The organism is Micromonospora xinjiangensis (assembly GCF_056150165.1).
The window spans coordinates 257,610-282,084 of sequence record NZ_JAXCFO010000006.1; the positions used below are offsets into that span (position 1 = coordinate 257,610).

The window sequence follows — 24,475 nt, forward strand, 5'->3', positions numbered from 1 at the left end:
CGCGCCGGGCCCGCACCCGCCCCGGGCCCGCACCCGCCCCACGTCGATCATGCAGTTGTGGCGCCCGAATCGCGGCTTAGGCCACCTTTGTCAACGACCACAACTGCATGATCGGCGGGGTTGGGGGTGGGGTCGGGGTTGGGGGTGGGGTCGGGGTTGGGGACGGGGGTCAGGGCTTCGCGGAGGTGGCGCTTGAGCACCTTGTGGCTCGGGCCGAGCGGGAGGGCGTCGACGTAGCGGATCCGGCGCGGGTACTTGTGCCGGCCCAGGTGCTCCCGCGCCCAGTCGATCAACTCCTGCTCGCTCGGGGCGCCCGGTCCGGCCGGGTCCGGCACCACCACCGCGCAGACCTCCTCGCCGTGCCGCTGGTCGGGCAGGCCGATCACCGCGACCTGGCCGACGGCCGGGTGACGGGCCAGGGCCTCCTCCACCTCGCGCGGGTACACGTTGAAGCCGCCCCGGATGATCAGGTCCTTCTTGCGGTCGACGATGGTGACGAACCCGTCGGCGTCCTTGCGGCCCAGGTCGCCGCTGCGGAACCAGCCGTCGACCACGGCCTCGGCGGTCGCCTCGGGACGACCGAGGTAGCCGGCGAAGACGTTGTGGCCGCGGATGACGATCTCGCCGAGCTCGCCGGCCGGCAGCAGCTCGACGCGGTCGTCCAGGTCGGCGCGGGCGATCTCCACCTCCACGCCCCAGATCGGGTGCCCGACCGTGCCGGCCCGGGTGCCGAAGTGCGGCTGGTTGGTGGTGGCCGTGGGTGAGGTCTCCGACAGCCCGTACCCCTCGAAGACGGTCGTGTCGAACGTGGTGTGGAAGCGTTCCAGAACGGCGACCGGCAGCGACGCCCCGCCGGAGACGCACAGCCGCAGCCGGGGCAGCTCGGCCCGGCCGCGGGCGGCGTCCAACAGCGCCACGTACATGGTCGGCACGCCGTGGAAGACGTTCACGCCCTCCCGCAGCATGAGGTCGATCGCGTCGGGCCCGGTGAACCGGCTCAGCAGCACGAGCGTCGCGCCGATGCGGAAGGTGCCGTTCATCGCCACCGTCTGGCCGAAGCTGTGGAACAGCGGCAGGCAACCGAGCACCACGTCGTCGGCGCGCGCGTCGTTGGCGTCGAAGACGTTGACGGTGGCGTTCATGACCAGGTTGACGTGGGTGAGCAGGGCTCCCTTGGGCTCGCCGGTGGTGCCGCTGGTGTAGAGCACCACGGCGGCGTCCTCGGCCTCGCGGGTGACGTACGACGGCAGCGGGGCCACCCGCTCGCTCACGTCCTCCAGCCGGGGCCCCGGCGCGCCCGGCACGGCCGGCCCGACGGTCACCAGCCGGACCCCGGCTGCGGCCGCGGCCGCGGCGCCCAGGGCGAGCTGGGCGGTGTGGCAGACCAGCAGCGTCGACCCGCTGTCGCGCAGCACGTGCCCGGCCTCGTCCGGGGTGAGCAGCAGGTGCACCGGCACCAGCACGGCGCCGGCGGCGAGGGCCCCGTAGTAGACGCGCGGGAAGTCGACCACGTTCGGGGCGAGCAGCGCCACCCGGTCGCCCGGGCCGACGCCGAGTTCCCGCAGGCCCGCGGCGTAGCTGCGGGCCTCCAGCCACAGCTCGGCGTACGTCACCCGGATCTCGCCGTCGACGACCGCGACGGTGTCGGCGTGCCGGCGGGCGGACTCGGCCAGGACCATGGCGAGCGACAGCGCGGTCACCGCGCGGCCCCCCGGTAGAGGCGGCTGACCGTCTCGGCGACGCAGACCGGCTTGCCGCCCGCGTCGGACTCCACGGTGACCGCGTTGACCACCTGCACGCCGCCGTCCACCGGGGACACGTCGGCGAGGGTGGCGCGGGCCCGGACGGCGGCGCCGACCCGCAGCGGCGCGGGGAAGCGCACCCGGTTGAGCCCGTAGTTGACGCCCATGCCCACGCCCTCGAGCCGGTAGAGCGCGCCGACCAGCGCGGGCAGCAGGGACAGGGTCAGGTAGCCGTGGGCGATGGTGCCGCCGAAGGGGCCGGCGGCGGCCCGCCGCGGGTCGACGTGGATCCACTGGTGGTCGTCGGTGGCGTCGGCGAACAGGTCGACCCGCTTCTGGTCGACGGGCTGCCACGGCCCGGGGCCGAGGGTCTCGCCGACGGCGGCGGCCAGCTCGTCGAGGGAGGCGAAGGTCCTCATGCCAGGTGACCCCCGAGCTTGGTGTAGCCGCGCAGCAGGTCGCGGGAGATGATGAGGCGCTGCATCTCGTCGGTGCCCTCGAAGATCCGGTAGAGCCGGACCTGCCGGTACCAGCGCTCGACGGGCAGTTCGCGGGTGTAGCCCATGCCGCCGTGGATCTGCAGGACGCGGTCGACCACCCGGTTGACCATCCCGGCGCCGTAGAGCTTCGCCATGGACGAGGCGTGCCGCGGGTCCAGGCCCTGGTCGACCGTCCACGCGGCCCGCAGGATGAGCCAGCGGGCCGCCTCCAGCTCCGTCTCCGAGTCGGCGATCATCCACTGGATCGCCTGGTTCTCGCCGATCGGCCGGCCGAACGTCTCGCGGGTGTTGGCGTACGCGATCGCCATCCCCAGCGCCCGCTCGGCGATGCCGACGGCGTGCGAGGGGATGGTGTAGCGCCCCTTGCCGATCCACTCCATGCCGAGGGCGAAGCCCTGCCCCAGCTCGCCGAGGATGTTGCGCTCGGGCACCCGTACGTCGTCGAAGACCAGCGACGCGGGGCCGCCCTCCCCCATCGTCTGGATGAACTCGGAGCGCCAGCCCATCTCCCGGTCCACCAGGAAGGCCGTGGCGCCGCCGCGCCGGGCGCCCTTCTCCGGGTCCGTGACCGCGATGACGATGGCGAAGTCGGCGTCGTTGCCGCCGGTGATGAACGTCTTCTCGCCGTTGAGGACCCAGTCGCCGCCGTCCCTGCGGGCGCTGAGCTTGATGTTGGCCGCGTCCGAGCCGGCGCCCGGCTCGGTGATGGCGAAGCAGCTCAGCCGCTCGCCCTCGATGGTCGGCAGCAGGTACTCCCGCTTCTGCTCCTCGTCGCAGTGGAACAGGATGTTGTCGGCCTCGCCGCCGAAGCGGAACGGCACGAACGAGCGGCCGATCTCGGTCCAGATCAGCGACTGGGTGACGGCGGGCAGGTCCATGCCGCCGTACTCCTGCGGGGTGGCCAGGCCCCAGAAGCCGAACTTGCGCGCCTTGAGCTGCAGCTCCCGCAGCTCGCCGCGCTCCAGGCCGGGCCGGTGCGCGCGCTCGCGCCGCAGCAGCTCCGGCTCCAGCGGCATGACCTCCCGGGCGATGAAGTCGCGGGCCGTGTCGCGGATGGCCCGCTGCTCGTCGAATAGCGCGAAGTCCATGGTTCCTCCGGGTGGTGGGGTGGGTACGCGCGCCTCAGCGCGCGCCGCCGTTGACGTACAGGGTCTGGCCGCTGACGTACGAGGCGTCGTCGCTGGCCAGGAAGGCGATCACCGAGGCGATCTCGGCCGGTTGGGCGACCCGGCGCAGCGGGGTGTGCGCGGCGGCCAGGCGCTGGTGCTCCTCGGGGCTGCTGCCGACCCGCTGGGCGGTGGCGGCGGTCATCGCCGTGGCCACGTAGCCCGGGGCGACGGCGTTCACCGTGACGTTGAAGGGGCCCAGCTCGATGGCGAGGGTGGCGGTGAGGCCCTGGACGCCGGCCTTGGCGGCGGCGTAGTTGACCTGGCCGCGGTTACCGAGGGCGGAGCGGCTGCTGAGGTTGACGATCCGGCCGTAGCGGGCCGCGACCATGTGCCGCTGGACCGCCTGGCAGCAGAGGAACATGCTGGTCAGGTTGGTGGTGAGCACGGCGTCCCAGCTCGCCAGGGGCATCTTGAACAGCAGGTCGTCGCGGGTGATGCCGGCGTTGTTGACCAGCACGTGCGGGCCGCCGTACGTCTGCGCCACCCGCTCGGTCATCGCGGTGACCGCCTCGGCGTCGGTCACGTCGCAACCGATGCCGACGGCCCGGCCGCCCGCCGCGGTGATCTCGTCGGCGACCGCTGCGGCGGCGTCGGCGTCGAGGTCGACGACGGCGACGGCCGCTTTCTCGGCGGCGAGCCGGTGGGCGGTGGCGGCGCCGATGCCCCGCGCGGCGCCGGTGACGACGGCGACCCGGTCGGCGAATCTGGTCACGGTTGCTCCCTGGGGGTCAGAAGGCGTTCACGCCGGTGAGCGCGCGGCCGATGAGCAGGTGCTGGATCTGGCTGGTGCCCTCGTAGAGGGTGGCGACGCGGGCGTCACGCAGGTACTTGCCGACCGGGTACTCGTCGATGTAGCCGTAGCCGCCGAAGACCTGCACCGCGTTGTTGGCGGCGCGCACGGCGGCCTCGCTGGCGAAGAGCTTGGCCATGGACGCCTCGGTGGCGAACGGCTCGCCCCGGTCGACGAGGTCGGCCACCCGCCACACCAGCAGCCGGGCCGCGGCGGTGTCCACGGCGACGGCGGCGAGCAGTTGCTGCACGAGTTGGTGCCCGGCGATCGGCTTGCCGAACTGGGTGCGCTGCCCGGCGTAGGCGACGGCGGCGTCGAGGCACCCCTGGGCGATGCCGACGCAGCCGGCGGCGACCGACATCCGTCCCTTGGCGAGGGTGGAGAGCGCGAGACGGAAACCGCGGCCCTCCTCGCCGAGTCGCGCGGAGTCGGGCACCCGCACGCCGTCGAACCGCAGCTCCCCCGTGGCCTGCCCGCGCAGGCCCAGCTTGCCGTGGATCTCCCGCCGGGTCAGCCCCGGCCTGTCGGTCGGCACCAGGAAGGCGGTGATGCCGCGGTGGCCGACGTCGCCGCTGCGGGCGAAGACCAGCGCGACATCGGCCGTGGTGCCGTTGGTGATGAAGGTCTTCGTGCCGGTGAGCAGCCAGTCGCCGCCGTCGCGCACCGCGCGGGTGGTGAGCGCGGCGGCGTCCGACCCGCTGTCGGGCTCGGTGAGCGCGAAGCAGCCGAGCGCGGCACCGGAGCAGAGCCCGGGCAGCCACCGGGCCCGCTGCTCGGCGGAGCCGTGGGCGGCGATCGACTTCGCGACCAGGCCGAGGGAGACCGACACGATGCCCCGCACGGCGGAGTCGCCGCGCCCCAGCTCCTCCAGCACGAGGCAGTACGACAGGTGGTCGCCGCCGGAGCCGCCGTCGGCCTCGGGGACGGTCAGGCCGAGGAAGCCGAGCGCGCCGAGCTTGCCGACGATGGCCGGGTCGACGGCCTCCTGCCGGTCCCACCGCGCGGCGTGCGGTCGCACCTCACGGTCGACGAACTCGGCGGCGAGCCGGCGGACCGCCGCCTGTTCGGCGGAGAGGCGTAGGTCCATGCGCCATAAACTAGCGCTGCAAGTTTAAATCCGTCCAGACCCCGTTGTGGCAGAGTTTCCGGCGGACCACCGGGCCCCGGCGGTCCGGCGACCCGGCCGCCCGCCGGCGCGCGACGGCGCGGACCGGCGAGGGCCGCCGCGCACCGAGTGAAGGAGGGACCGATGCCCCGGCCGCGGCAGGCGCTGCTCAGCCGGCAGCGGATCGTCGAGGCCGCGGCCGCGCTGATCGACGCCGAGGGACTGGAGACGTTCTCCACCCGCCGGCTCGCCGCCGAGCTCGGCGTACGCGGCCCGTCGCTCTACAACCACTTCGCCACCAAGGACGAGATCCTCGACGCGGTGGCGGACAGCATCACGTCGAAGGTGGACGTGTCGTTCTTCGGCCGGGTCGACTGGCGGGAGGCGCTGCGCCGGTGGGGCCACTCCTACCGGGCCGCGCTCGCCGCGCACCCGAACATCGTCCCGTACCTGGCCCGCGGGCCCGGCCGCCGGCCGGCCGCGCTGGCGATGGCCGACGCGGTCTACGGCGGGCTCGTCGACGCCGGCTGGCCGCCTGCCCGGGCCACCCACATCGGCGCGCTGATGCGCTACTTCGTGGCCGGGTCCGCGCTGGGCTCGTTCGCCCGCGGCTTCGTGGAGGACCCGAGCGTCTACGCGGAGCAGTACCCGCACCTGACCCAGGCGCACCGGCTCGCCGAGCACCAGCAGCGGGTCGACGAGGGCGCGTTCGCGCTGGGGCTCGACGCGCTCATCGACGGCCTGTCGCGCACCTACGAGCAGCACGTCGGGCCGCTGCCACCCCTCCCGCCGGCCGGCGAGGCGTACTAGGGTCGGTCAAACTTGCACCGCTAGTTTCGGGCGACGTACGTGAGGGGCGCGATGGATCTCGCACGGACCGACTTCTACCTCGACGGCCGCTGGGTCACCGCCGCCGACGCGGCGACCCTCCCGGTGCACAACCCGGCGACCGAGGAGATCGTGGCGACCGTTCCGGCGGGCACGGCCGCCGACGTCGACCGGGCCGTGGCCGCCGCCCGGGCCGCCTTCGAGGGCTGGGGCGCGACCCCGCCGGCCGAGCGCGCGGCACACCTGGACCGGCTGCACGCCGCGCTCTCCGCGCGGGCCGACGAGATCGCCCGCACCGTGGCCCTGGAGCTGGGCACGCCGCTGAAGCTCGCCGCCCGGGTCCAGGCCGGCCTGCCGCTCACCGTGCTGCACAGCTACGTCGAGCTGGCCGCCCACACACCGGCCGAGGAGACCGTGGGCAACTCCACAGTCGTCCGGGAGCCGGTCGGCGTGGTCGGGGCCATCACCCCCTGGAACTACCCGCTGCACCAGGTCGTGGCGAAGCTCGCCCCGGCGCTGGCGGCCGGCTGCACCGTCGTGCTCAAGCCGGCCGAGCTGACCCCGCTCGTGTCGTACCTGCTCTTCGACGCGATCCACGAGGCCGGCCTCCCGCCGGGGGTGGTCAACCTGATCACCGGCACCGGCCCGGTCGTCGGCGAGGCCATCGCCGCCCACCCGGACGTGGACATGGTCTCGTTCACCGGCTCGACCGCGACCGGACGCCGCGTCGCGCACCTCGCGGCGGACCGGATCGCCCGGGTGGCGCTGGAGCTCGGCGGAAAGTCCGCCAACGTGATCCTCGACGACGCCGACCTGGTCACCGCCGTCAAGGTCGGCGTCGGCAACGCCTTCCTGAACTCCGGGCAGACCTGCACCGCCTGGACCCGGATGCTGGTGCACCGGTCCCGCTACGACGAGGCGCTCACGCTGGCCGCCAAGGCCGCCGAGGGCTACCGGCTCGGCGACCCGTTCGACCCCGCCACGCGGCTCGGCCCGCTCGTCTCGGCCGCCCAGCGGGAACGGGTGCTCGGCCACGTCACCCGCGGGCTCGCCGACGGGGGCCGCCTGGTCACCGGCGGCCCGGACGCCCCGGTGCCCGGCCGCGGCTGGTTCGTGGCGCCCACCGTGATCGCCGACGTGGACCCGGACAGCGCGCTGGCGCAGGAGGAGGTCTTCGGCCCGGTGCTCGCGGTGATCCCGGTGGACGACGACGACCACGCGGTCACCGTGGCGAACAACTCCCGCTACGGTCTGGCCGGCGCGGTCTGGTCCGCAGACGAGGAGCGGGCCGTACGCGTGGCCCGGCGGATGCGGACCGGCGCGGTCGACATCAACGGGGCGCCGTTCAACCCGCTCGCCCCGTTCGGCGGCTACAAGCAGTCCGGCATCGGCCGTGAACTGGGCCGCCACGGCCTGGCCGAGTTCCTCCAGACGAAGGCGATCCAGCGGTGAGGGCACTGGTCGTGCGCGGTGCCGGCGAGTCGCCCCGGGTGGAGGAGATCGCACTGCCCGACCCGGGGCCGGGCGAGGTGCGCGTCTCGGTCCGCGCCACCGGCGTCTGCCACTCCGACCTGTCCATGGTGAACGGCACGGTCGCCGCGCCGTACCCGCTGGTGCTCGGCCACGAGGCCGCCGGGGTGGTCACCGAGGTCGGCGCGGGCGTCACCCGGGTGGCGCCCGGCGCGCACGTGGTGCTGAACTGGGCGCCGCCGTGCCGGCGGTGCTGGTACTGCGGGCGCGGCGAGCCGTGGCTCTGCGAGCGGGGCGGCACGCCGGCCGTGGCCCGGGGGCGTACGGCGGGCGGCGAGCCACTGCACGTCACGCTCGGCCTCGGCGCGCTCGCCGACGAGGTGGTGGTGCCCGAGGCGGCGGTGATCGCGGTCCCCGCCGAGCTGCCGTTCGAGGCGGCGGCGCTGCTGGGCTGTGCCGTGCTCACCGGGGTCGGCGCGGTCCGCCGCACGGCCGCCGTCGCCCCCGGCGAGTCGGTGCTCGTGATCGGCCTCGGGGGGGTGGGGCTGTCGGTGGTCGGGGCCGCGCGGGCGGCCGGCGCCGATCCCGTGCTCGCCGTCGACGTCTCGCCGGCCAAGGCCGGGCTGGCGCTCGCGGCCGGGGCCACCGAGTTCCTGCTCTCCGACGACTCGCTCAGCCGGGCGGTACGCGCGCGGACCGACGGGCGGGGCGTCGACCACGCCTTCGAGTGCGTGGGGCGGGGCGCCACGATCCGCGGGGCGTGGCGGGCCGCCCGGCGCGGCGGGTCGGTGACCGTGGTGGGCATGGGCGCCCGCGACGACGTGGTGCCGCTCGGCGCGCTGGAGATCTTTCACTCGGCCCGTACGCTGCGCTCCTCGGTCTACGGTTCGTCCGATCCGGACCGGGACGTGCCCGCGCTGGCCCGGTCCGTACTCGACGGCTCGCTGGACCTCACCCCGCTGATCAGCGACCGGACCGGGCTCGACGGCGCGGCGGCGGCCTTCGACCGGATGGCCCGGGGCGAGGGCGCCCGCACGGTCGTGGTGCCGTAGCCGGCCGGTCCCGGCAGGTCCGGTGCCGGCGGCGCGGCCTGCGGCGGGTGCGGCCGGGGCTCGCGCGGTCGCGCGTCAGGTGAGGGCCCGGGCCAGTTCGGTGCGCGACCGGATGCCGAGCCGGTGGAAGATGTTGCGCAGGTGGTGGTCGACGGTGCGGGTGGACAGGAACATCCGGGCCGCGACCTCCCGGTTGGTGGCCCCCTCGGCGACCATCCGCGCGATCCGCAGCTGCTGGCCGGTGAGCAGCCGGGCGGCGGCCGGGTCGGGCGGGGCCACCGACTCGCCGGCCGCGCGCAGCTCGGCGGTGGCCTGCTCGGCCCAGGTGGTCGCGCCGAGCAGCGCGAACGCCTCCCAGGCGTCGTGCAGGTGCGTCCGCGCGTCGCGCGGCCGGCGCGCCCGGCGCAGCTCCCGGCCGAAGAGCAGGGCGGTGCGGGCCCGCTCGAAGGCGCCGGCGTCCACCGGGTGCAGCCGCAGCGCCGCGACGAAGGCCTCCTCCGCCTCGGCGCTGCCGCGCGGTGCCAGCAGCGCGTGGCAGCGGGCCGACAGCGCCCGCCGGGACGGGCTGGCGGTGCTGCTGGCCCAGCGGTCGAAGAGGGCGAGCGCGGCGGCCGCGGCCGGCCGGTGCGGCAGGTGCGCGGCGGCCTCCACCAGGTACGGGGTGGCCATCACCTGGATGAGCACCTGCCCCCGCCCGGTGCCGGGGCGGGCCAGCGCGGTGAGCCTCGACGCGGCGGCGGCGTGCCGGCCGTCGGTCAGGTCGAGCACGGCGAGGGCCCACTGGGTCAGCGCCCGGGGCCGGCTGTGCGGCGCCGGCCCCTCGCCGACCTCGCGGAGCCGGCGCAGGCAGGTCTCCCGGTCGGCCCGGACCGCGGCGAGCACGGCCAGCATTCCCAGGTGGACGGCGGCGGCGTTGGCCTGGCCGGTGGCGCGCGCGACCCGCGCCCCCTCCCGTGAGCTCTCCGCCGCCGCCTCGTGCCGGCCCAGCCAGTACTCGGCGATGGCCCGCAGCTCCAGGGCCCGGGGCAGCGCGGAGATCTCGTCCCGGTCACGGGCCAGTTCGACGGCGCGGTCGGCGAGCCGGTGCGCGGCACCGTCCACGGCCACGAGCAGGCCCGCCGACGCCGCCCAACACAGCGTGGCGGGCGTGAGCGCCGGCCCGCCGAGCCGGTCGGCGAGCACGACGACGCGGCGCAGCGCGGGGCCGGCGCGTTCCAGGTCGCCCCGCAGGGTCGCGGCCACCCCGGTGAGGTAGGTGCCGATCAGCGCCGTCCCGGTGGGGTCGGCGGGGCGGACGAGGGCCTGCGCCCGCCGGCCGAGGTCGGCGTAGCGGTACTGCTCGCCGGAGAAGCAGAACGCCTCGCCCGCCCGGGCCAGCGCGGCCAGGGCGAGCGGCCGGTCGGTGCCGGCCAGTGCGTCGGCCGCGGCCAGCGACGCGCGCACCGCGACCGGGAGGCGGCCACCGCGCAACTCGATCTCGGCGCGCAGCAGGTCGGCCCGCGCGGCGGCGACGGGCGGCACCGGACCGGCGCCGAGCCCGGCCAGGAGCAGGCGGGCCCGTCGGGGATCGCCACCGGCAAAGGCGTACGCCGCCGCGGCCACCCGGCGGGCGGCGGCGCGGGCGGGATCCTCGGTGAGTGCGGCGGCCCGCTCGAGGGCGGCCGACGCGCGGGCGGCCTCGGCGTGGGCCGCCGCCCGCTCCAGCTCAGCGGCGAGCGCCGGGTCGGAGCCGGCCGCGGCGGCGGCGAGGTGCAGCGCCCGGGAGAGCCGGTGGGCGGGGTCGTCCAGGACTCCGGCGAGGCGCAGGTGCGCGGCCCGACGCTCGGCGAGGGGCGCGGCGGCGACGACCACCGCCCGGGCCACCGGGTGCGGAAAGGTGACCCGGTGCGCCTCGACCCGGACCAGTCCGGCCACCTCGGCCGGGGCGAGCGCCGCGACCGGGACGCCGCCGGCGCGGGCGGCCCGCACCAGGGTGTCCGGCGCGCCGTCCTCGTCGAGCGCGGCGAGCAGCAGCATCCGGCGGGTGTCGCCCGGCAGCCGGTCGAGCCGGGTCCGGTAGGAGCGACCGAGCGCGCCGTCCGCCGGCGGCGTCGCGGGGCACGGCTCGTCGCCGCGGCACTGGGCGGGCGTGAGCGTCGCCGCGAGGTCGACCAGCGCCTGCGGGTTGCCCTGGGCGAGCACCGCGAGCGCCGCGGCCACCGACGGCACGGGCGGCTCGGTCAGCCGGTCGGTGAGGACGGCGATGCTGTCCCCCTCGTCGAGGGCGCGCAGCCGGTGGTGCGGCAGCCCGTCGGGCGGCCCGGCCGTCGCGGTGAGCACGACGGCGACCGGGAGCCGGCGCAGTCGCCGGGCCACGACACCGAGCGTCTCCGCGGTCGCCCGGTCGCCCCGGTCCACGTCGTCCATCGTGCACAGCAGCGGGCGGTCCCGCGCGACGACGGCGAGCAGCCGCAGGACGGCCAGGCCGAGCGCGAGCCGGCGGTCGGGCGGGCAGCCCGCGCCGGACAGCGCCCGGCGCACCAGCCGGGCCTGCGCGCCGGGAAGCTCCGCGAGCCGGTCGAGCGCCGGGTCGAGGAGGCGTTGCAGCCCGGCGTACGGCAGGCCGGCCTCCTCGGCCAGCCCGGTCGAGGCGAGGACCGTCCACCCGCCGGCGGTGTGGTGGGCGTGGGCGACGAGGGCGCTGCGGCCCGAGCCGGGCTCGCCGTGGAACACCAGGGCTCCCCCGCCCGCGGCGACGCCGTCGAGCAGCCGGCGGATCGCGCGGCACTCGTCGTCCCGGCCGCGCAGCACGGTTATTTGCACCGAGGATGCACTAACCATGCATTGAGTGTCACCTATCCGCAACCGGTTGGAAAGAGGCGGGACCCTCCCGGCGGCGGGACGAAACCCGGCGGGCCGGGCGTCGCGCCGCGACGGATCGGAGGTCGCCCGGACGGCCCGGGGTGGTCAGTCCTCGACGACCTGGGCCAGCAGCGCGCCGACGGTACGCGCCATCACGGCGCGCGCCTGGTCCACCCCGAGGCCCAGACCGTCGCGGAGCATCGACCACGCCGGCCACATGCTCGCCGCCACGATCGCGTCGACCAGCTGCTTGCGACCCGCGCCCACGCGCGCCAGCTCGGCGCCGAAGAGGGTCTCGACCTCGTCGCGCACCCGCTCGATGTGCTTGAGCCGGTTGCGGTGCAGCTGGTCGGAGACGGGCTCGCGCATCTGGGCGGCCCGGGCCGACGGCGCGATGAGCTGGAGCAGCCGGGCGCGCTGCCGGCAGTAGGCGTCCACCCGCTTGGCCAGCGGCAACGCCGGCGAGACCGGCCGGTACGCGGCGTCCTGCTGGCGGAGCACCTCCGCCCCACTGGCCTCGAAGAGGGTCTCCATGTCCTTGAAGTTCGTCCAGAGCGTACGCAGCGAGATGCCCGCCCGCTCGGCGATCCGCTCGCCCGTCGGCCGCAGGTCCCCCTCGGAGATGAGCGCGAGGTGCGCCTCGACGATCGCCGCCCGCGTCCGTTCGGAGCGCAGCGTCCGCCCGTCGACCCGACTCGGTGCCGCCGCCCCGCTCATCGCCTTGCGCCCCCTCACCACCGCCACGGCCCACCCGGCGGCACCGGCGAGTCTAGAGGCTGCGCCGGGGCCGCGGCCCGGCGCAGGGAGGTCGACCCGCCCTCCGGTGGCGGGCCGGGCAGCATGTCGGGAACCTCCCGCGCGGGCCGGTGGCCGGGCGGGCACCCCGGCTCGACGCGCCCGCGACGACGCGCGGGGACGAGCGGCGGGCGGCCAGAATTTGCATTCACGGTGCGAATATTAGGAGTGGTCCACGTCCGGGTCAACGCACGCCGAGCGGGCGCGAGCCGGCGACGCCGACGGGCTCTGCGGCCACGATCGACTCCCCGATGTCGCGGCGCCCGACAGGGACACCGCGACATCGGGGACATCGGCTGGGCCAACCGGGCCGGCCCCGGCCGGAGCCGGACCGGGCCCGGTGGCGGATCAGGAGCCGGAGGGCACCCCGTTGGCCGGGGGCTGGACGGGCGCCGCGGTGTACTCGGTCACCGGGCCGTCCTCCTCGTCGGTCTCGTACGCCGGCCCGAAGTAGCTCTGCACTCCCCCGGTCACGCGGGTGAGCCGCTCACCGCCGTAGCCGGAGTGGTCGTCCGCCGAGAAGCGCAGCGGAGCGAGGCCGGGGCCCTGGAAGCCGCCCTTGCGCACCGCCTCGATCACCGACTCGCGGGTGAGGTCCTTGCCGGCGGCGAGCAGCGCCTGCACGAAGAGGTAGCCGACGGACATGCCGTAGACGGTGTTGCCGTCGAACTCGGCGCCGCCGTTGTACTCGTCGTTGATCCGGGTGAAGAGCTGGATCCACGGGTTGGCCTTGTCGTTCTGCATCGGCAGGTAGTTGGCGCCGATCAGGCCCTCCAACAGCGGGGCGGCCGCGCCGAGCTGCTTGGCGAGGGTCGGGTGGTCGGCGCCCACGTTGGAGACGAGCCACTGTGGCCGGAAGCCGAGCCGCGCGGCGGTGCCGATGGAGAGCGCGGTGAACCCGGGGACGGTGGCGAGGACGACCACCTGGCACCCGGCCGCCTTGAACGCCCCGATCTGGGGCGCCACGTTGGTGTTGCTGGTGACGTACGTCTGCTTGACGGCCACCGCCCCCGCCCCCAGCACCTTCTCCACGCCGAGGAGGCTGTCCCGGCCGAAGTCGTCGTCCTGGCCCAGGAAGCAGACCTTGCGCCCGGGCATGCTGGTCTTGATGTGGTTGGCGAGGATCTTGCCCTCCACCGTGTAGTCCGGGTTGAACCCGAAGGTGCCCGGGTACTTGTCCGGCTGGTCCCAGCTGCGGCTCCCGGACGCGACGAAGAGGTCGGGCACCCGGTTGGTCTTGAGGAAGTCGAGCACGCCGGTGTGGGTCGGCGTGCCCAGCCCGTTGAGGATCGCGAAGACCTTGTCCTGCAGGACGAGCTGGCGGACGACCTGCTGGGTGTTCGCCGGGTTGTAACCGTCGTCCATGATCTTGTAAGTGATCTTGCGCCCGTGCACGCCGCCGTTGGCGTTGACGTAGTCGAAGTACGCCTTCGTGGCCGGCGCGATCTTCGAATAGCCGGCCGCGGCCGGGCCGGTGAGCGGCATGTGCGTGCCGACCAGGATCTCGGTGTCGGTGACGCCGGGGACGCTGCCGCGCCCGGTGCCGCCGCCGTCGTCGCCGCACGCGGTGGCGCCGAGGAGCAGAGCGATGGTGCTGGCGATCGCGAGTCCGCGTCGCGCCGTACGGTGCATGGGGAACACCGACCTTTCCTCGCTGGGGTTTCGTGGTGGGGGTGTGGCGCCCGGCCCGGGGGACGGCCGGACCGGGGCTCAGGACCGGCGGGCCCGCCAGCGGGCGAGCGCCGCGCGGCCGAGCCGGGACAGCAGGCCCTGCACGCCGCCGGGTGCGACGAGCATGACGACGACGAGGGTGATCCCGAAGATGGCGAGCGGCAGGTTCCCCTCGAGCCGCTGCGCCGTGGCGGCCGGGAGGGTGAGCTGCTCGGTCACCGAGTGGCTGAGGTCGGGCAGGGCGACCAGCAGGACGGCGCCCCACACCGCGCCGGCGAGCCGCCCCAGCCCACCGATCACCACGGCCATGAGCAGGAAGAGGGAGAGCGTGAGCGAGAACGCGCCCGGTGACACGCTCTGCGCGAGCACCGCGAGCAGCGCGCCGCCGAGCCCGGCGGTGGCGGCGCTCACCACGAACGCGAGGACCTGGGTGCGGGCCACGTGGATGCCGGCGAGGCGGGCGGCGACCTCGTCGTCCCGGACCGCCCGGAACGTGCGGCCGTACCTGCTGCGCGCCAGGTTCGCCAGGAGCAGCAGGGCGAGCAGGGTGGCGGCCCCGGCGATCCAGAGCTGCCACCGCTCGTAGGGGAAGTAGGGGCCGAGCGCCAGCGGCGGCGGCTCGACGGGCACGGAGAGCCCCTGCTCGCCGTTGAAGACCCCGTCGAAGGTGACGGTCAGCGCCGGCACCACGACCGCGACGGCCAGGGTCACACCGGCCAGGTACGGCCCGCGCAGCCGCGCCGCGGCCACCCCGACGACGGCGCCCACCACGACCGTGGCCACCACCGCCACGGCCAGCGACACCACCAGCAGCCAAGCGCTGGTGACGCCCCGGTCGTAGAACGCGTTCTGGCAGAAGGCCACCGTGTAGGCACCGGTGGCCATCAGGGCGCCGTGCCCGAGCGAGAGCTGGCCGTTGAGCCCGGTGAGGACGGTCAGCCCCGCGGTGGCGCACAGGTACGCCGCCACCGTGGCGAGTTGGAAGTTGCGGAACGGCTCCAGCGCGTAGCTCACGCCGACGAGCAGCAGCCCGGCGACCGCCACGACGGCGAGGTGGCGCAGCAGGGTGCCGATCCGGCGGCGCGGGGCCCCCGCCCGGGCGCCCGCCCCGGCCGTACGCGGGTGCGGCGGCGTGGCCGCCCGGGTGGCGCTCACACCCGCCTCGCCGCGACCGGGGCGAACAGGCCGCCGGGCCGGACCAGCAGCACGGCCAGCAGCAGGACCAGCACCGCGAGCGGGGTGAGGTCGCTGCCGGCGTACCCGCTGACGTAGGAGAGCACCAGGCCCACGACCAGGCCGCCCACGACCGCCCCTGGTGGACTGTCCAACCCGCCGACCACCGCCGCGGTGAACGCCGAGACGAAGACCAGGTCCATGGCGTGCGGGTGCAGGCCCAGCTCGGTGGGGATGACCAGCATGGCGGCCAGCGCGCCGACCCCGGACGCGAGCGCCCAGCCGAGGGTGAGCATGCCGCCCACGTTGACCCCGAGCAGCCGGGACACCTCGGGGGCGAACGCGGCGGCCCGCATCCGCAGGCCGACCGCGGTGCGGGCGAAGATCCAGGCGAGCGCGACCACCACCACCGCGACGGCGGCGAAGACGAAAAGGTCGTACGGGGAGAGCACGGCGAGGCCGCCGACGGTGAAGGCGCCGCGGGAGAAGGGCGTGCCGGCGGGGCGGAACTCGCTGCCGTAGACCATGCCGAGGACCGCCTGGATGAGCAGCACCAGCCCGAGCGCCACGATCACCGGGTTGAGCGGCGAGGCGTGGTCGACGTGCCGCATCACCACCCGGTCGACGAGCGCCCCGAGCAGCAGCCCGGCGGCGAGCGCGGCCGCGAAGCCCAGCCAGTAGGATCCGGTCGCCGCGGAGACGCTGTAGGCGACGTACGCCGCGGCCACGGCCATCGCGCCCTGCGCGAAGTTGACGACGCGCGCGGCCCGCCAGATCAGCACCAGGGCGAGCGCGAACGCGGCGTAGACCGCTCCCCGGGACAGGCCGTCCAGGGTGAGGAAGACGAAGCGGTCCACAGGTTCTCCTCCCGAGAGGTCAGAAGCCGAGGTAGGAGTGGCGCAGGTCGACGTCGTCACGAAGGTCGGCCGCCGGGGCCGAGGTGACCACCCGGCCGAGGGACATGACCACGCCCTGGTCGGCGACGGAGAGGGCGCTGCGGACGTTCTGCTCGACGAGCAGCACGGTGAGGCCGGTGCTGTCGCGCAGCTGCCGCAGCAGGGCCATGATCCGGGCGACCACCCGCGGCGCCAGGCCGAGCGAGGGCTCGTCGAGCAGCAGCAGGCGCGGCCGGCCGACCAGCGCGCGGCCGAGCGCCAGCATCTGCCGCTCACCGCCGGAGAGCTGGTGGCCGAGGTGCCGCCGGCGCCGGGCCAGCGGCTCGAAGAGCTGGTAGACCTCCGTCAGGGCACGCGCGGCGTCGGCCCGGTCGCGCCGCCACAACCCGCCGAGACGCAGGTTCTCGTCGACGGTCAGCTCGCCGATCACGCCGCGCCCCTCCGGCACGTGCGCCATGCCGCGCCGGACGAGCTGCTCGACGGGGACGCCGCGCAGGTCTGCGCCGTCGAGGCGGATCCGGCCGTCGAGCGGGCGCAGCATGCCGGAGATCGTCCGCAGCAGGGTGGTCTTGCCGGCCCCGTTGGCGCCGACCACCGCCGTGATGGTGCCGGCGGGAACCGTGAGGTCGACGCCCCGCACCACCGGGGCGGCGCCGTAGCCCGCGACGAGGCCGCGCACCACGAGCAGGTCCTCCGCCTGCCCGGCGAGCGCGCCGGGCGACACCGCACCGCGCTCCACCACCCTGTCGCTCATGCCGCCGCCTCGTCGACGGCGGCACCGAGGTAGGCGTCGGTGACCGCCGGGTCGTCGCGGACCTCGTCGGGGGTGCCGGCGGCGATCACCCGGCCGAAGTCGAGCACCACGAGCTCGTCGCAGACCGCCATCACGAGGTCCATGTGGTGCTCCACGAGGAGCACGGCGCACGGGTCGGCCGCACGCCGGGGCAGCTGCCGGATCAGCTCGGCCAGCTCGGCGATGTCCTCGGCGCCGAGGCCGCCGGCGGGCTCGTCGAGCAGCAGCAGCCGGGGCCGCGCGGCGAGCGCGCGGGCCAGGGCGACCCGCTGGCGTACGGCGAAGGGCAGCGTGCCCGGCGCGGCGTCGGCGTGCGCCGCGATGCCCAGCCCGTCGAGGACGTGGAGGGCCTCCGCGCGCAGCCGCGCCTCGTCCCGGTCGCTGCGGGGCAGGCCGAGCAGCGCCGGGAGGAGACCGGCGCGCGCGGTGTGCGAGGCGCCGGCCATCACGTTCTCCAGCACGGTCAGCCCGGCGAAGAGCCCGGTGCCCTGCAACGTCCGGGCGATGCCGAGCCGGGTCAGCCGGTGCGGGCGGGGCCGCAGCGGCCGACCGTCCAGGGTGATCGATCCCGTCTCCGGCGCGACGAAGCCGCAGATCACGTTGAACAGTGTCGTCTTGCCGGCGCCGTTGGGGCCGATCACGCCCACCACCCGGCCGGGGGGTACCCGCAGCGAGACGTCGTCGAGTGCGGTGAGGCCTCCGAACCGGACCCCGATGTGGTGCAGCGCGAGCCCTTGCTCCATCACCCGTCCCTGGGGATAGCGGCGGCCGTTATTTACACTCGCAGTGTACATTTCCCGGTTACCGCGTCAATACCTTCGATGTGTCGATCCGGTGGGCCGGACGAGCGCGCGGGGCGGCCGCCGGCGCGACCGCCCCGCGCGTCGCCGTCAGGCGCTGGGACAGGTGTTGCGGTACTCCTCGATCTGCAGCCCGCTCGGGCCGGGGCAGAGGAACTGTTCGTAGCGGATGTCGTTGTCGACGAAGCGCTTGAGCCAGGCCACCATCTGCCGGCCGGTGGGCGTGTTCACCGTCTGCGGGAAGAAGTGGCTGGCGTTGTTGAGCTCCAGGTACGCCTTCTCGGCGGAGGCGGGGATGCTGTTGTAGAACGGCACCGAGTGGCTGGCGACCGGGGCGACGCTGTCGCTCTCGCCGCCGATGATCAGGGTGGGAACCTGGAGGGTGGACCAGGTCTTGGTCAGGTTCCACGGCGCGAGCGGCACGGCGGCCTGCAACGACGGGCGGGAGCGGGCGGCCTCCAGGCTGCCGCCGCCACCCATCGAGTGCCCGGCCACGGCCAGCCGGCTGGCGTCGATCCGGCCGCGCACCGAACTGCGCTGGACGAGGTAGTCGAGCGCGGCGAGCAACTGCCGTCCGCGGCTGTCGGGCTGGTCGAGCCGGGTGAGCGTCTCGATGCCGATGACCACGAAGCCGTGCGAGGCGATCCGCGGCCCGAGCCAGTCGATGCTCGACCACGAGGCGGTGAAGCCCGGCGAGATGGCGATCGCGCCGAAGGTGCCCTGGCTGGTGTCGGTCGGGTAGTAGATGACGCCGCCACCGAAGCCGGTGACGGTCAGCGAGGAGACGCTCTGCGACGCGGTGGCGAAGGGCCCGCGGGCTGCCTCCAGCACCGCGACGGTCGGCGCGGGGCCCCGCTCGTACGGGTTGTCGGCGGCCTGGGCGGGCCCGGACGAGGCGGCGAGGGCGCCGCCGGCGACCAGGGCGACAGCCATGGCCGTCCGGGCGGCGCGGGCGAGAAGGGTACGGGGACCGGTGGTGGTGGGTGCGGACACGTCGGGAACTCCCTAGCGGAGGGGATATCGACGTGCGTCAGTCTTCTGGGAGTGCGCCGGCTCCGCATCGGTGAAATCACCAGTCCCCACGGCCGGCCTGGCAGTCAGGTGGGGCACGGGCCGCCGCAGGGGCACGACCCGCCGTTTCGGCGTGGCCGCCGGCGACCGCCCGGTAGCGTGGCAGGTGCCCCCACCGGTCTCGGCGTCCGTGACGCAGGTCAGAGGAGGCAGACGGGGTGACGTCCAGCCCGCTCCCCCGGCTCCTGCGTCGGCGCGGCGAGCCCGAGTTACCGACCTTCCTGGAGCTCTTCTTCGACCTGGTCTACATCTTCATGCTGTCCCGGCTCTCCGCCGGGCTGGCCGACGACCTCTCCGTGCGCGGTGTCGCACAGACCGCCGTCCTGCTGATGGCCGCCTGGTGGGTCTGGGTGCTGACCGCCTGGCTCACCGACCTGTTCAACCCGCGGCTGCCCATCATCCAGGCGACCGTCCTGCTCGTCATGTTCGGCGCCCTGGTGATGGGGATCGCGGTCCCGCAGGCCTTCGGCGAGCACGGGTGGCTCTTCGTCGCGGCGTACTTCGGCATCCACGTCGTCCGCGACAGCGTGCTCATCCCCGGCACCCGGGTGAACCGCGACGTCCAGGCCCGCAGCATCCGGGTGTTCTTCTGGTTCGTCGTCACCGCGACGCCGTGGGTGGCCGGCGTGTTCGCGGAGGGGACCGCGCGACTGGTGCTCTGGGGCGTCGCCGTGGTGATCGACCTCGGCTCGGCGCGGATCGGCTGGCCCACCCCGCGGCTGGGGCGCACCGAGTTGGCCAGCCAGATCTTCACCGGGGCGCACCTGTCCGAACGGCACCAGCAGATCTATCTCGTCGCGATCGGCGAGCTGATCCTCTCCGTCGGCATGGGGCTGGTCGCCAGCGGTTTCGAAGGGGCCCGGATCGCCGCGAGCGCCGTCGCCTTCGGCAGCGGAGTCCTGCTCTTCCACCTCTACGTTCACCGGATGCGGCGGCTGCTGACACCGCCCCACTCCACGTCGGTCGAGCGGGTGCGCTCCGGCACCTCCACCTCCTACAGCCACCTGGTGATGGTGGCCGGGGTGCTGCTCGTCTCGACCGGCGCGTCGATGGTCATCGACCGGCCGCTCGGCAGCACACCGGTCGCCTGGCTGGCCGTCCTCCTCGGCGGGCCGGCGCTCTTCCTGCTCGGGGGCTGCCTCTTCGACGCCGTGGTCACCGGCCGGCTCCGCTGGGCACGGGCACTGGGAATCGCGGTGCTCGCCGCGCTCGCCCCGGTCCTGGCGCCGCTCCCGCCCCTGGCCGTCCTCGCGGTCGCGGACCTGGTCCTGCTGTTCGTCCTGGTCGCGGAGACGGCGGCTCCGCGAGCCCGCCTCGTCCGCGCCTCGCCGGCCTGACTCCCGGTGGCGCCGGGTCAGCGCCCGTCGGTGTCGGGGGCGATGGGCCGCCCCGGCCAGAAGGGCCACTCCTCGAAGGACCAGCAGCGCCCGTCCTCGGCGAAGCGGATGATCCACAGGTCGCGGAACTCCTGGTCGACCGGGTCTCCGTAGCGTGCCTCCACACGCACCACCGCCGTGTCGCCGTCGACCGCGACGATGTCGCTGGTCATCTGGAACACCTCGTCGGGGCCGCTGCGCTCGCCCTCCCACATCAGGGAGATGGCGGGCAGGCCGACCAGCGGCGCCAGGTACGGACCCTGCCGGTAGCTCGCCTCGTCCGTGAAGATCGTGGCCAGCGCCTCCGTGCCGGGCGTCCGCCACGCCTTCTCGTAGCCGGCCACCCAGGCGCCGACCTGCTTCCTGTCCACGAAGACCCGGTCCGCCACCGGGCTCAGACCCGGACGACCGGCGTGTCGACGAGGTGCTCGGCGACGAACCAGGTCTCCAGCTCGTTGGTGCGGATCACACTGGACACCAGGAGGTCGTTGCTGCCGTCGTCACCGCGCTCCGCCACCCGCGCGGCGGCGTCGTGCGCGTCGGTCAGGATCATCTCGTGGGCCTCCAGCAGGCGCGAGAGCATCGCCGGGACCTCCTCGGCGCCGTCGGGCGGGCGCGGCACCCGGGTCAGCTCGGCCACGTGTCGAGGGTCGCCCACCGCGATCCCGCCGAGCGTCTGGATCCGCTCGGCGATCATGTCGATCAGCTCGAGCTGTTCACCGGCGTGCTTGTCCAGCAGCAGGTGGAGCTGGTAGAACGTCGGCCCGCGCATGAGCCAGTGGTGCTTCTTGTAGAGCGAGTAGAGGATCCGGCTGTCGGCGAGGACCTGGTTCAACCGCCCGCACGAGTACGCCCGTACGTCGTCGGAGAGGCCCACGGGGAGCTGCCGCATCGTGCCGAACGGCTGGATCTCCCTGCCGTGCTGGTGCAGCCGTGGCTGACTGTCCGACCGTCCGTCCTGCTGGACCATGCTGGCTCCCCCGATGCCCGCTCGCTGCCCGGTCTGCGCGCCGGCCCGGGTCCGCGACCGGCCGGCGTCCTTTTCGAGCCTAGGCCCTGTCTCGAAGTGCGGGTAGCCATTCGTTGATGGCGGTGACGTGATTGGTGGCTTCGTAGCGGACGGCCAGCTTGTCGTATCGCCGAGACCGCGAAGCCGCCACCGGCGTGACCCGGCCGCCGCGGGGCCGCCGAGCCACGACGGATGATCCTGTCCGAGTGACCTGACTCGTGTCGGTTGACGGGAGATCGGCCGCAGCTGAACCGGTGTGTCGTCGTACACGATCGGCATGGGCAGCGGCCGGCGGTGGCCGCGTGTCAGAAGGCGCCGCGGACGGTTCCGCCGTCGACGCGGATCGTGGCGCCGCTGATGTACTCGGCGTAGGGGCTGCAGAGGTAGGCGACAGCTCCGGCGATCTCGTCGGGCCGCCCGTACCGCACCCGGTCGTTGGGCACGATTTCGCGGACCGAGTTGTATTCGATCTCCTCCCAGGTCTCGCCCCAGCCGCGGTCCGGCGAGAGCTTGGTCAGGAAGTCCTGGACGGCCGGGACGAGGATCGCGCCGGGCGACACGACGTTGGAGGTGATCCGGGTGCCGGCCAGCTCGCGGGCGAGCGAGACGGCCAGGTTGTGCCGGGCGGCCAGCGAGGCGTTGTAGTGCGGGTGGTTGTTGAACGGCTGCATGCTCAGGCCGCCGCCGATGGTGATGACCCGCCCGTAGTCCCGCTCCCGCATCGCCGGGACGAGGCGCTGGATCATCCGTACGCCCGACACGACGTTGATGTTGTAGGTCTGCTGCCAGATGTCAGCGGTGGCGCCGGCCCAGTCGAGGTGTTCGTAGGAGCCGGCGTTGTTGACCAAAATGTCGACCGCCCCACCGGCCAGTGCGCCCTCGGCTGCCTGGTCGGCGCCCGCGTCGGTGGCGAGATCACCCGTGGTGATCGAGGCCCGACCGCCGTTGTTGACGATCGAGTCGGCCACCGCCCGCGCGCGTTCGTCGGTGCGGCCGTGGATGACGACCTCCGCACCCTCGCCGGCGAGCAGCCGAGCGATGGCCTCACCCAGCCCGGACGTCGAGCCGGTGATCAATGCGCGACGCCCTGCCAGTCGCAGATCCATGAGAACTCCTTGTCATCGAAGCGATGCTGTCTACACGCGTAGACTACGTCGCCAAGTTGCCACCTGTAGACTTGGTCGGTATGACAACCGCCACGCCCAGGCCCCGCGATGCCGGGAATACCCGGCAGGCGATCCTCAATTCGGCGGTCACCGCGTTTACCAGGCACGGTTACGACGGGGTGGGCGTACGCGAGATAGCGGCGAACGCCGGAGTCACGGCGATGCTGGTGAACCGCTACTTCGGTTCCAAGGAAGGCCTGTTCGCCGAGGTTGTCGATGTCTCGTTCGCGCAGCCGACGATGGTTCCGCGACGTTCCGACGATCTCGCGGGCGAGACGGCGCGCGCCCTGATCGGCCGCACCGCGCCGGACGCCGACCATCTCGGGCCGTTCGAGCTGATGCTCAGGTCGGCGGCCAACCCACGGGCCGCCGAGATCATCCGGGCCGGCATCGAGAAGCACGTCGGCGCCCGGTTCGCCGACGCCCTCCAAGGGCCGCACGCGCAGGAGCGGGCCGAGCTGGGACTGGCCCTCATCGCCGGCGTGTGGCTCATGCGTCGGATCATCGGCACCGGCGCGCTGCGCGACGCCGACCCGCAGACGCTGCGAACGCACGTCACCCGCATGCTAAAGACGATGACCGAGCCCTCCGCCTGACCGCTGGTACGCGAGCACGGCCGGGCCAGGCGGCGGAAACTCGGCGGAAGTCGTGTATCCGGCCCACGGCCCGCCGGAAGTCCTCGCCGACCTCGGGGATCCGCATCGACGATGCCACCCCAGTCGGTCCGGACCGCGCCCGGTTCGACGAGGGTGACTCGGCGGCGGTCCAGGGGTGACTTGAGCGAGCGACGATGTTTGCCTGAGTGATGTAAATGACAGAGCGGTCTCTCAATTGGTAGTGCATGCTGTCATTTATGGCTGATGAAGACACTGTCGCGGGACGCCTGGCCAGTTGGGCGAGCCGCCTGCGCTTCGAGGATCTGCCCGCCGAGGTTGTCGAGCGCACCGAGCAGGTGATCCTCGACCAGCTCGGAGTGCAGGTACTCGGCTCGACCCTGCCCAACATCCAGCCGGTGCGCCAGCTGGCAGCAGCGGCACCGGGCGCACCCGAGAGCACGGTCACCGGCAGCGACCGGAAGACCACGGCAGTGCAGGCCGCTTACGTCAACGGCACCCTCGGCCACAGTTGCGAGTACGACGACGCGCACGCCGTCGCCTGGCACACCTCCTCGGCCGTGGTGCCGGCCGCGCTGGCGCTGGCCGAGCGTGACGGCGCCGACGGCCGCGAGCTGATCACCGCAGTGGCCGCCGGGATCCAGGTGATGGGACTGTTGGGCGCGGTGACCACCAGCGGCATGCTGGCAACCGGCTGGCACGGTTCCAAGGTTCTCGGGGTGTTCGGCGCGACCGCCGCAGCCGGCCGCATCCTGCGGCTCAGCCCGGCCGAGCTGACCCGGGCGTTCGGGATCGCCGGCAGCGACGCCTCCGGCACGATGGAGTACGACCGCAGCGGCGGCGAGGTCAAGCGCCTGCACGCCGGCTCCGCGGCCCGCGCCGGTACGGAGGCCGCGCAACTCGCCCGGCTCGGTCTGACCGGCCCGCCGACGATCTTCGAGGGGCATCGCGGCGTCTTCGGGCTCTTCGGCGGCGCCGAGGGGGCGGACATCCCGGGGGCCGCGTGGCAGCACTGGCAGGTACTGGACACGATCTTTCGCTTCTACCCGGCTGTCGGCACCGTGCACGCACCGCTCGACGCGATCCGTCACCTGCGCGAGAGCACTCCGATCGACCCAGGGCAGATCGCGCGGATCCGGATCGGGCTCGTCGACTTCGCGGTCGGCCACGGCGCCGCCATCACCCGTCCGACCGACGCGATCTCCGCCCAGTTCAGTCTGGCGTTCGGCGCCGGCTTGCAGTTCGTCACCGGCCGCAACGCGCCCGCCGACTACTTCGACCCGAACCGGTGGAACGACCCGGTGATCCTAGCCATCGGCGATCTGATCGAGCCGTATGCGATGCCCATCCCGGCAGGTGACCCGGTGTTCAGCGCCCGCGTCGACATCGAGCTGCGCGACGGCGCCCACCTGGGGCATTACCAGGCCGGATTCCGCGGCCACCCGACCCGCCCGGCGACCTCAGCCGACATCGAACGCAAGTTCACCGACAACGTCGCGGGTGTGCTCGGCGACGAGACCGGCGCCGCGATCGTCAAGACCGTCGCGACGCTGCACGAGGGGAATTCCATACCGTCGCTCACAGCGCTGCTCAGGCGGCCGTAGAAGGGAAAGA

At 74.2% G+C, this 24,475-nt stretch carries 22 protein-coding genes; 6 read left to right on the top strand and 16 right to left on the bottom strand.

All coding sequences use genetic code 11. The features are described from left to right. Positions 1 to 47: 47 nt before the first annotated feature. Genes SM573_RS22715 through SM573_RS22735 form a run of 5 tightly spaced genes read right to left on the bottom strand, consistent with a single transcriptional unit; the run spans position 48 to position 5,288 of the window. Entirely contained in the window at positions 48 to 1,700 is a 1,653-nt protein-coding gene (locus SM573_RS22715; RefSeq protein ID WP_474616998.1) for a long-chain-fatty-acid--CoA ligase, read from the bottom strand. Then, a complete protein-coding gene (locus SM573_RS22720) occupies positions 1,697 to 2,161 on the bottom strand; it encodes a MaoC family dehydratase (RefSeq protein ID WP_474616999.1) in 465 nt (154 codons plus the stop codon). The genes SM573_RS22715 and SM573_RS22720 overlap by 4 nt, the downstream gene beginning before the upstream one ends. Beyond that, positions 2,158 to 3,330, bottom strand: coding sequence for an acyl-CoA dehydrogenase family protein (locus tag SM573_RS22725; protein ID WP_474617000.1), 1,173 nt, complete (start codon positions 3,328 to 3,330; stop codon positions 2,158 to 2,160). The genes SM573_RS22720 and SM573_RS22725 overlap by 4 nt, the downstream gene beginning before the upstream one ends. Before the next feature lie 34 nt (positions 3,331 to 3,364). Next, positions 3,365 to 4,123: a 3-oxoacyl-ACP reductase FabG gene (fabG, locus tag SM573_RS22730; RefSeq protein ID WP_474617001.1), complete on the bottom strand. Its 759-nt coding sequence runs from the start codon at positions 4,121 to 4,123 to the stop codon at positions 3,365 to 3,367. 16 nt (positions 4,124 to 4,139) lie between these two features. After that, on the bottom strand, positions 4,140 to 5,288 hold the full coding sequence (locus SM573_RS22735) for an acyl-CoA dehydrogenase family protein (RefSeq protein ID WP_474617002.1): 1,149 nt from the start codon (positions 5,286 to 5,288) through the stop codon (positions 4,140 to 4,142). A gap of 162 nt (positions 5,289 to 5,450) precedes the next feature. On the opposite strand from SM573_RS22735, the gene SM573_RS22740 reads away from it, so the two are divergent. Genes SM573_RS22740 through SM573_RS22750 form a run of 3 tightly spaced genes read left to right on the top strand, consistent with a single transcriptional unit; the run spans position 5,451 to position 8,656 of the window. Beyond that, positions 5,451 to 6,116: a TetR/AcrR family transcriptional regulator gene (locus SM573_RS22740; RefSeq protein WP_474617003.1), complete on the top strand. Its 666-nt coding sequence runs from the start codon at positions 5,451 to 5,453 to the stop codon at positions 6,114 to 6,116. Between the two features lie 51 nt (positions 6,117 to 6,167). Beyond that, a complete protein-coding gene (locus SM573_RS22745; RefSeq protein WP_474617004.1) occupies positions 6,168 to 7,586 on the top strand; it encodes an aldehyde dehydrogenase family protein in 1,419 nt (472 codons plus the stop codon). Then, positions 7,583 to 8,656 carry an alcohol dehydrogenase catalytic domain-containing protein gene (locus SM573_RS22750; protein ID WP_474617005.1) on the top strand — a complete coding sequence of 358 codons (1,074 nt, stop codon included), beginning with the start codon at positions 7,583 to 7,585 and terminating at the stop codon, positions 8,654 to 8,656. Before SM573_RS22745 ends, SM573_RS22750 begins: the two co-directional genes overlap by 4 nt. Before the next feature lie 75 nt (positions 8,657 to 8,731). Here SM573_RS22750 and SM573_RS22755 read toward each other — a convergent pair whose 3' ends face one another. From SM573_RS22755 to SM573_RS22790, 8 genes are all read right to left on the bottom strand, one after another. Next, positions 8,732 to 11,476, bottom strand: a complete 2,745-nt coding sequence (locus SM573_RS22755) for a helix-turn-helix transcriptional regulator (protein WP_474617006.1) — start codon at positions 11,474 to 11,476, stop codon at positions 8,732 to 8,734. Positions 11,477 to 11,602: 126 nt separating this feature from the next. Continuing rightward, the gene (locus tag SM573_RS22760; protein ID WP_474610968.1) at positions 11,603 to 12,214 is read right to left on the bottom strand and encodes a TetR/AcrR family transcriptional regulator; all 612 of its coding nucleotides are present in this window, start codon (positions 12,212 to 12,214) and stop codon (positions 11,603 to 11,605) included. 426 nt (positions 12,215 to 12,640) lie between these two features. Beyond that, a complete protein-coding gene (locus tag SM573_RS22765; protein ID WP_474610969.1) occupies positions 12,641 to 13,924 on the bottom strand; it encodes an ABC transporter substrate-binding protein in 1,284 nt (427 codons plus the stop codon). Between the two features lie 78 nt (positions 13,925 to 14,002). Further along, positions 14,003 to 15,118, bottom strand: coding sequence for a branched-chain amino acid ABC transporter permease (locus tag SM573_RS22770; protein WP_474617007.1), 1,116 nt, complete (start codon positions 15,116 to 15,118; stop codon positions 14,003 to 14,005). After that, complete coding sequence (locus SM573_RS22775) at positions 15,115 to 15,993, bottom strand: branched-chain amino acid ABC transporter permease (protein WP_474610593.1); 879 nt, start codon at positions 15,991 to 15,993, stop codon at positions 15,115 to 15,117. The genes SM573_RS22770 and SM573_RS22775 overlap by 4 nt, the downstream gene beginning before the upstream one ends. Positions 15,994 to 16,012: 19 nt before the next feature. After that, a complete protein-coding gene (locus SM573_RS22780; RefSeq protein ID WP_474610594.1) occupies positions 16,013 to 16,786 on the bottom strand; it encodes an ABC transporter ATP-binding protein in 774 nt (257 codons plus the stop codon). Next, complete coding sequence (locus tag SM573_RS22785) at positions 16,783 to 17,568, bottom strand: ABC transporter ATP-binding protein (RefSeq protein ID WP_474610595.1); 786 nt, start codon at positions 17,566 to 17,568, stop codon at positions 16,783 to 16,785. Before SM573_RS22785 ends, SM573_RS22780 begins: the two co-directional genes overlap by 4 nt. A 147-nt stretch (positions 17,569 to 17,715) precedes the next feature. Beyond that, a complete protein-coding gene (locus SM573_RS22790) occupies positions 17,716 to 18,558 on the bottom strand; it encodes an alpha/beta hydrolase family protein (RefSeq protein ID WP_474610970.1) in 843 nt (280 codons plus the stop codon). 296 nt (positions 18,559 to 18,854) lie between these two features. On the opposite strand from SM573_RS22790, the gene SM573_RS22795 reads away from it, so the two are divergent. Next, positions 18,855 to 20,033, top strand: coding sequence for a low temperature requirement protein A (locus SM573_RS22795; RefSeq protein WP_474610596.1), 1,179 nt, complete (start codon positions 18,855 to 18,857; stop codon positions 20,031 to 20,033). Between the two features lie 17 nt (positions 20,034 to 20,050). Here SM573_RS22795 and SM573_RS22800 read toward each other — a convergent pair whose 3' ends face one another. The 3 genes from SM573_RS22800 to SM573_RS22810 form a co-directional block, all read right to left on the bottom strand. Next, a complete protein-coding gene (locus SM573_RS22800; RefSeq protein ID WP_474617008.1) occupies positions 20,051 to 20,443 on the bottom strand; it encodes a nuclear transport factor 2 family protein in 393 nt (130 codons plus the stop codon). 23 nt (positions 20,444 to 20,466) lie between these two features. Further along, on the bottom strand, positions 20,467 to 21,042 hold the full coding sequence (locus SM573_RS22805) for a Dps family protein (RefSeq protein WP_474610598.1): 576 nt from the start codon (positions 21,040 to 21,042) through the stop codon (positions 20,467 to 20,469). Between the two features lie 344 nt (positions 21,043 to 21,386). Beyond that, a complete protein-coding gene (locus SM573_RS22810) occupies positions 21,387 to 22,187 on the bottom strand; it encodes an SDR family NAD(P)-dependent oxidoreductase (RefSeq protein ID WP_474610599.1) in 801 nt (266 codons plus the stop codon). An 80-nt stretch (positions 22,188 to 22,267) separates the two neighbouring features. Between SM573_RS22810 and SM573_RS22815 the strand changes: the two genes are divergently transcribed. Together SM573_RS22815 and SM573_RS22820 are read left to right on the top strand one after the other, a co-directional pair. Further along, positions 22,268 to 22,843 carry a TetR/AcrR family transcriptional regulator gene (locus SM573_RS22815; RefSeq protein WP_474610600.1) on the top strand — a complete coding sequence of 192 codons (576 nt, stop codon included), beginning with the start codon at positions 22,268 to 22,270 and terminating at the stop codon, positions 22,841 to 22,843. A 257-nt stretch (positions 22,844 to 23,100) separates the two neighbouring features. Beyond that, the gene (locus SM573_RS22820) at positions 23,101 to 24,465 is read left to right on the top strand and encodes an MmgE/PrpD family protein (RefSeq protein ID WP_474617009.1); all 1,365 of its coding nucleotides are present in this window, start codon (positions 23,101 to 23,103) and stop codon (positions 24,463 to 24,465) included. Positions 24,466 to 24,475: the final 10 nt, after the last annotated feature.

Bases quoted from the DNA above. Each gene is read 5' to 3' on its own strand.
- SM573_RS22720 (WP_474616999.1), bottom strand. From the start codon at position 2,161: ATGAGGACCTTCGCCTCCCTCGACGAGCTGGCCGCCGCCGTCGGCGAG.
- SM573_RS22725 (WP_474617000.1), bottom strand. From the start codon at position 3,330: ATGGACTTCGCGCTATTCGACGAGCAGCGGGCCATCCGCGACACGGCC.
- SM573_RS22735 (WP_474617002.1), bottom strand. From the start codon at position 5,288: ATGGACCTACGCCTCTCCGCCGAACAGGCGGCGGTCCGCCGGCTCGCC.
- SM573_RS22740 (WP_474617003.1), top strand. From the start codon at position 5,451: ATGCCCCGGCCGCGGCAGGCGCTGCTCAGCCGGCAGCGGATCGTCGAG.
- SM573_RS22745 (WP_474617004.1), top strand. From the start codon at position 6,168: ATGGATCTCGCACGGACCGACTTCTACCTCGACGGCCGCTGGGTCACC.
- SM573_RS22755 (WP_474617006.1), bottom strand. From the start codon at position 11,476: ATGGTTAGTGCATCCTCGGTGCAAATAACCGTGCTGCGCGGCCGGGAC.
- SM573_RS22760 (WP_474610968.1), bottom strand. From the start codon at position 12,214: ATGAGCGGGGCGGCGGCACCGAGTCGGGTCGACGGGCGGACGCTGCGC.
- SM573_RS22765 (WP_474610969.1), bottom strand. From the start codon at position 13,924: ATGCACCGTACGGCGCGACGCGGACTCGCGATCGCCAGCACCATCGCT.
- SM573_RS22780 (WP_474610594.1), bottom strand. From the start codon at position 16,786: ATGAGCGACAGGGTGGTGGAGCGCGGTGCGGTGTCGCCCGGCGCGCTC.
- SM573_RS22785 (WP_474610595.1), bottom strand. From the start codon at position 17,568: ATGGAGCAAGGGCTCGCGCTGCACCACATCGGGGTCCGGTTCGGAGGC.
- SM573_RS22790 (WP_474610970.1), bottom strand. From the start codon at position 18,558: ATGGCTGTCGCCCTGGTCGCCGGCGGCGCCCTCGCCGCCTCGTCCGGG.
- SM573_RS22805 (WP_474610598.1), bottom strand. From the start codon at position 21,042: ATGGTCCAGCAGGACGGACGGTCGGACAGTCAGCCACGGCTGCACCAG.
- SM573_RS22810 (WP_474610599.1), bottom strand. From the start codon at position 22,187: ATGGATCTGCGACTGGCAGGGCGTCGCGCATTGATCACCGGCTCGACG.
- SM573_RS22815 (WP_474610600.1), top strand. From the start codon at position 22,268: ATGACAACCGCCACGCCCAGGCCCCGCGATGCCGGGAATACCCGGCAG.
- SM573_RS22820 (WP_474617009.1), top strand. From the start codon at position 23,101: ATGGCTGATGAAGACACTGTCGCGGGACGCCTGGCCAGTTGGGCGAGC.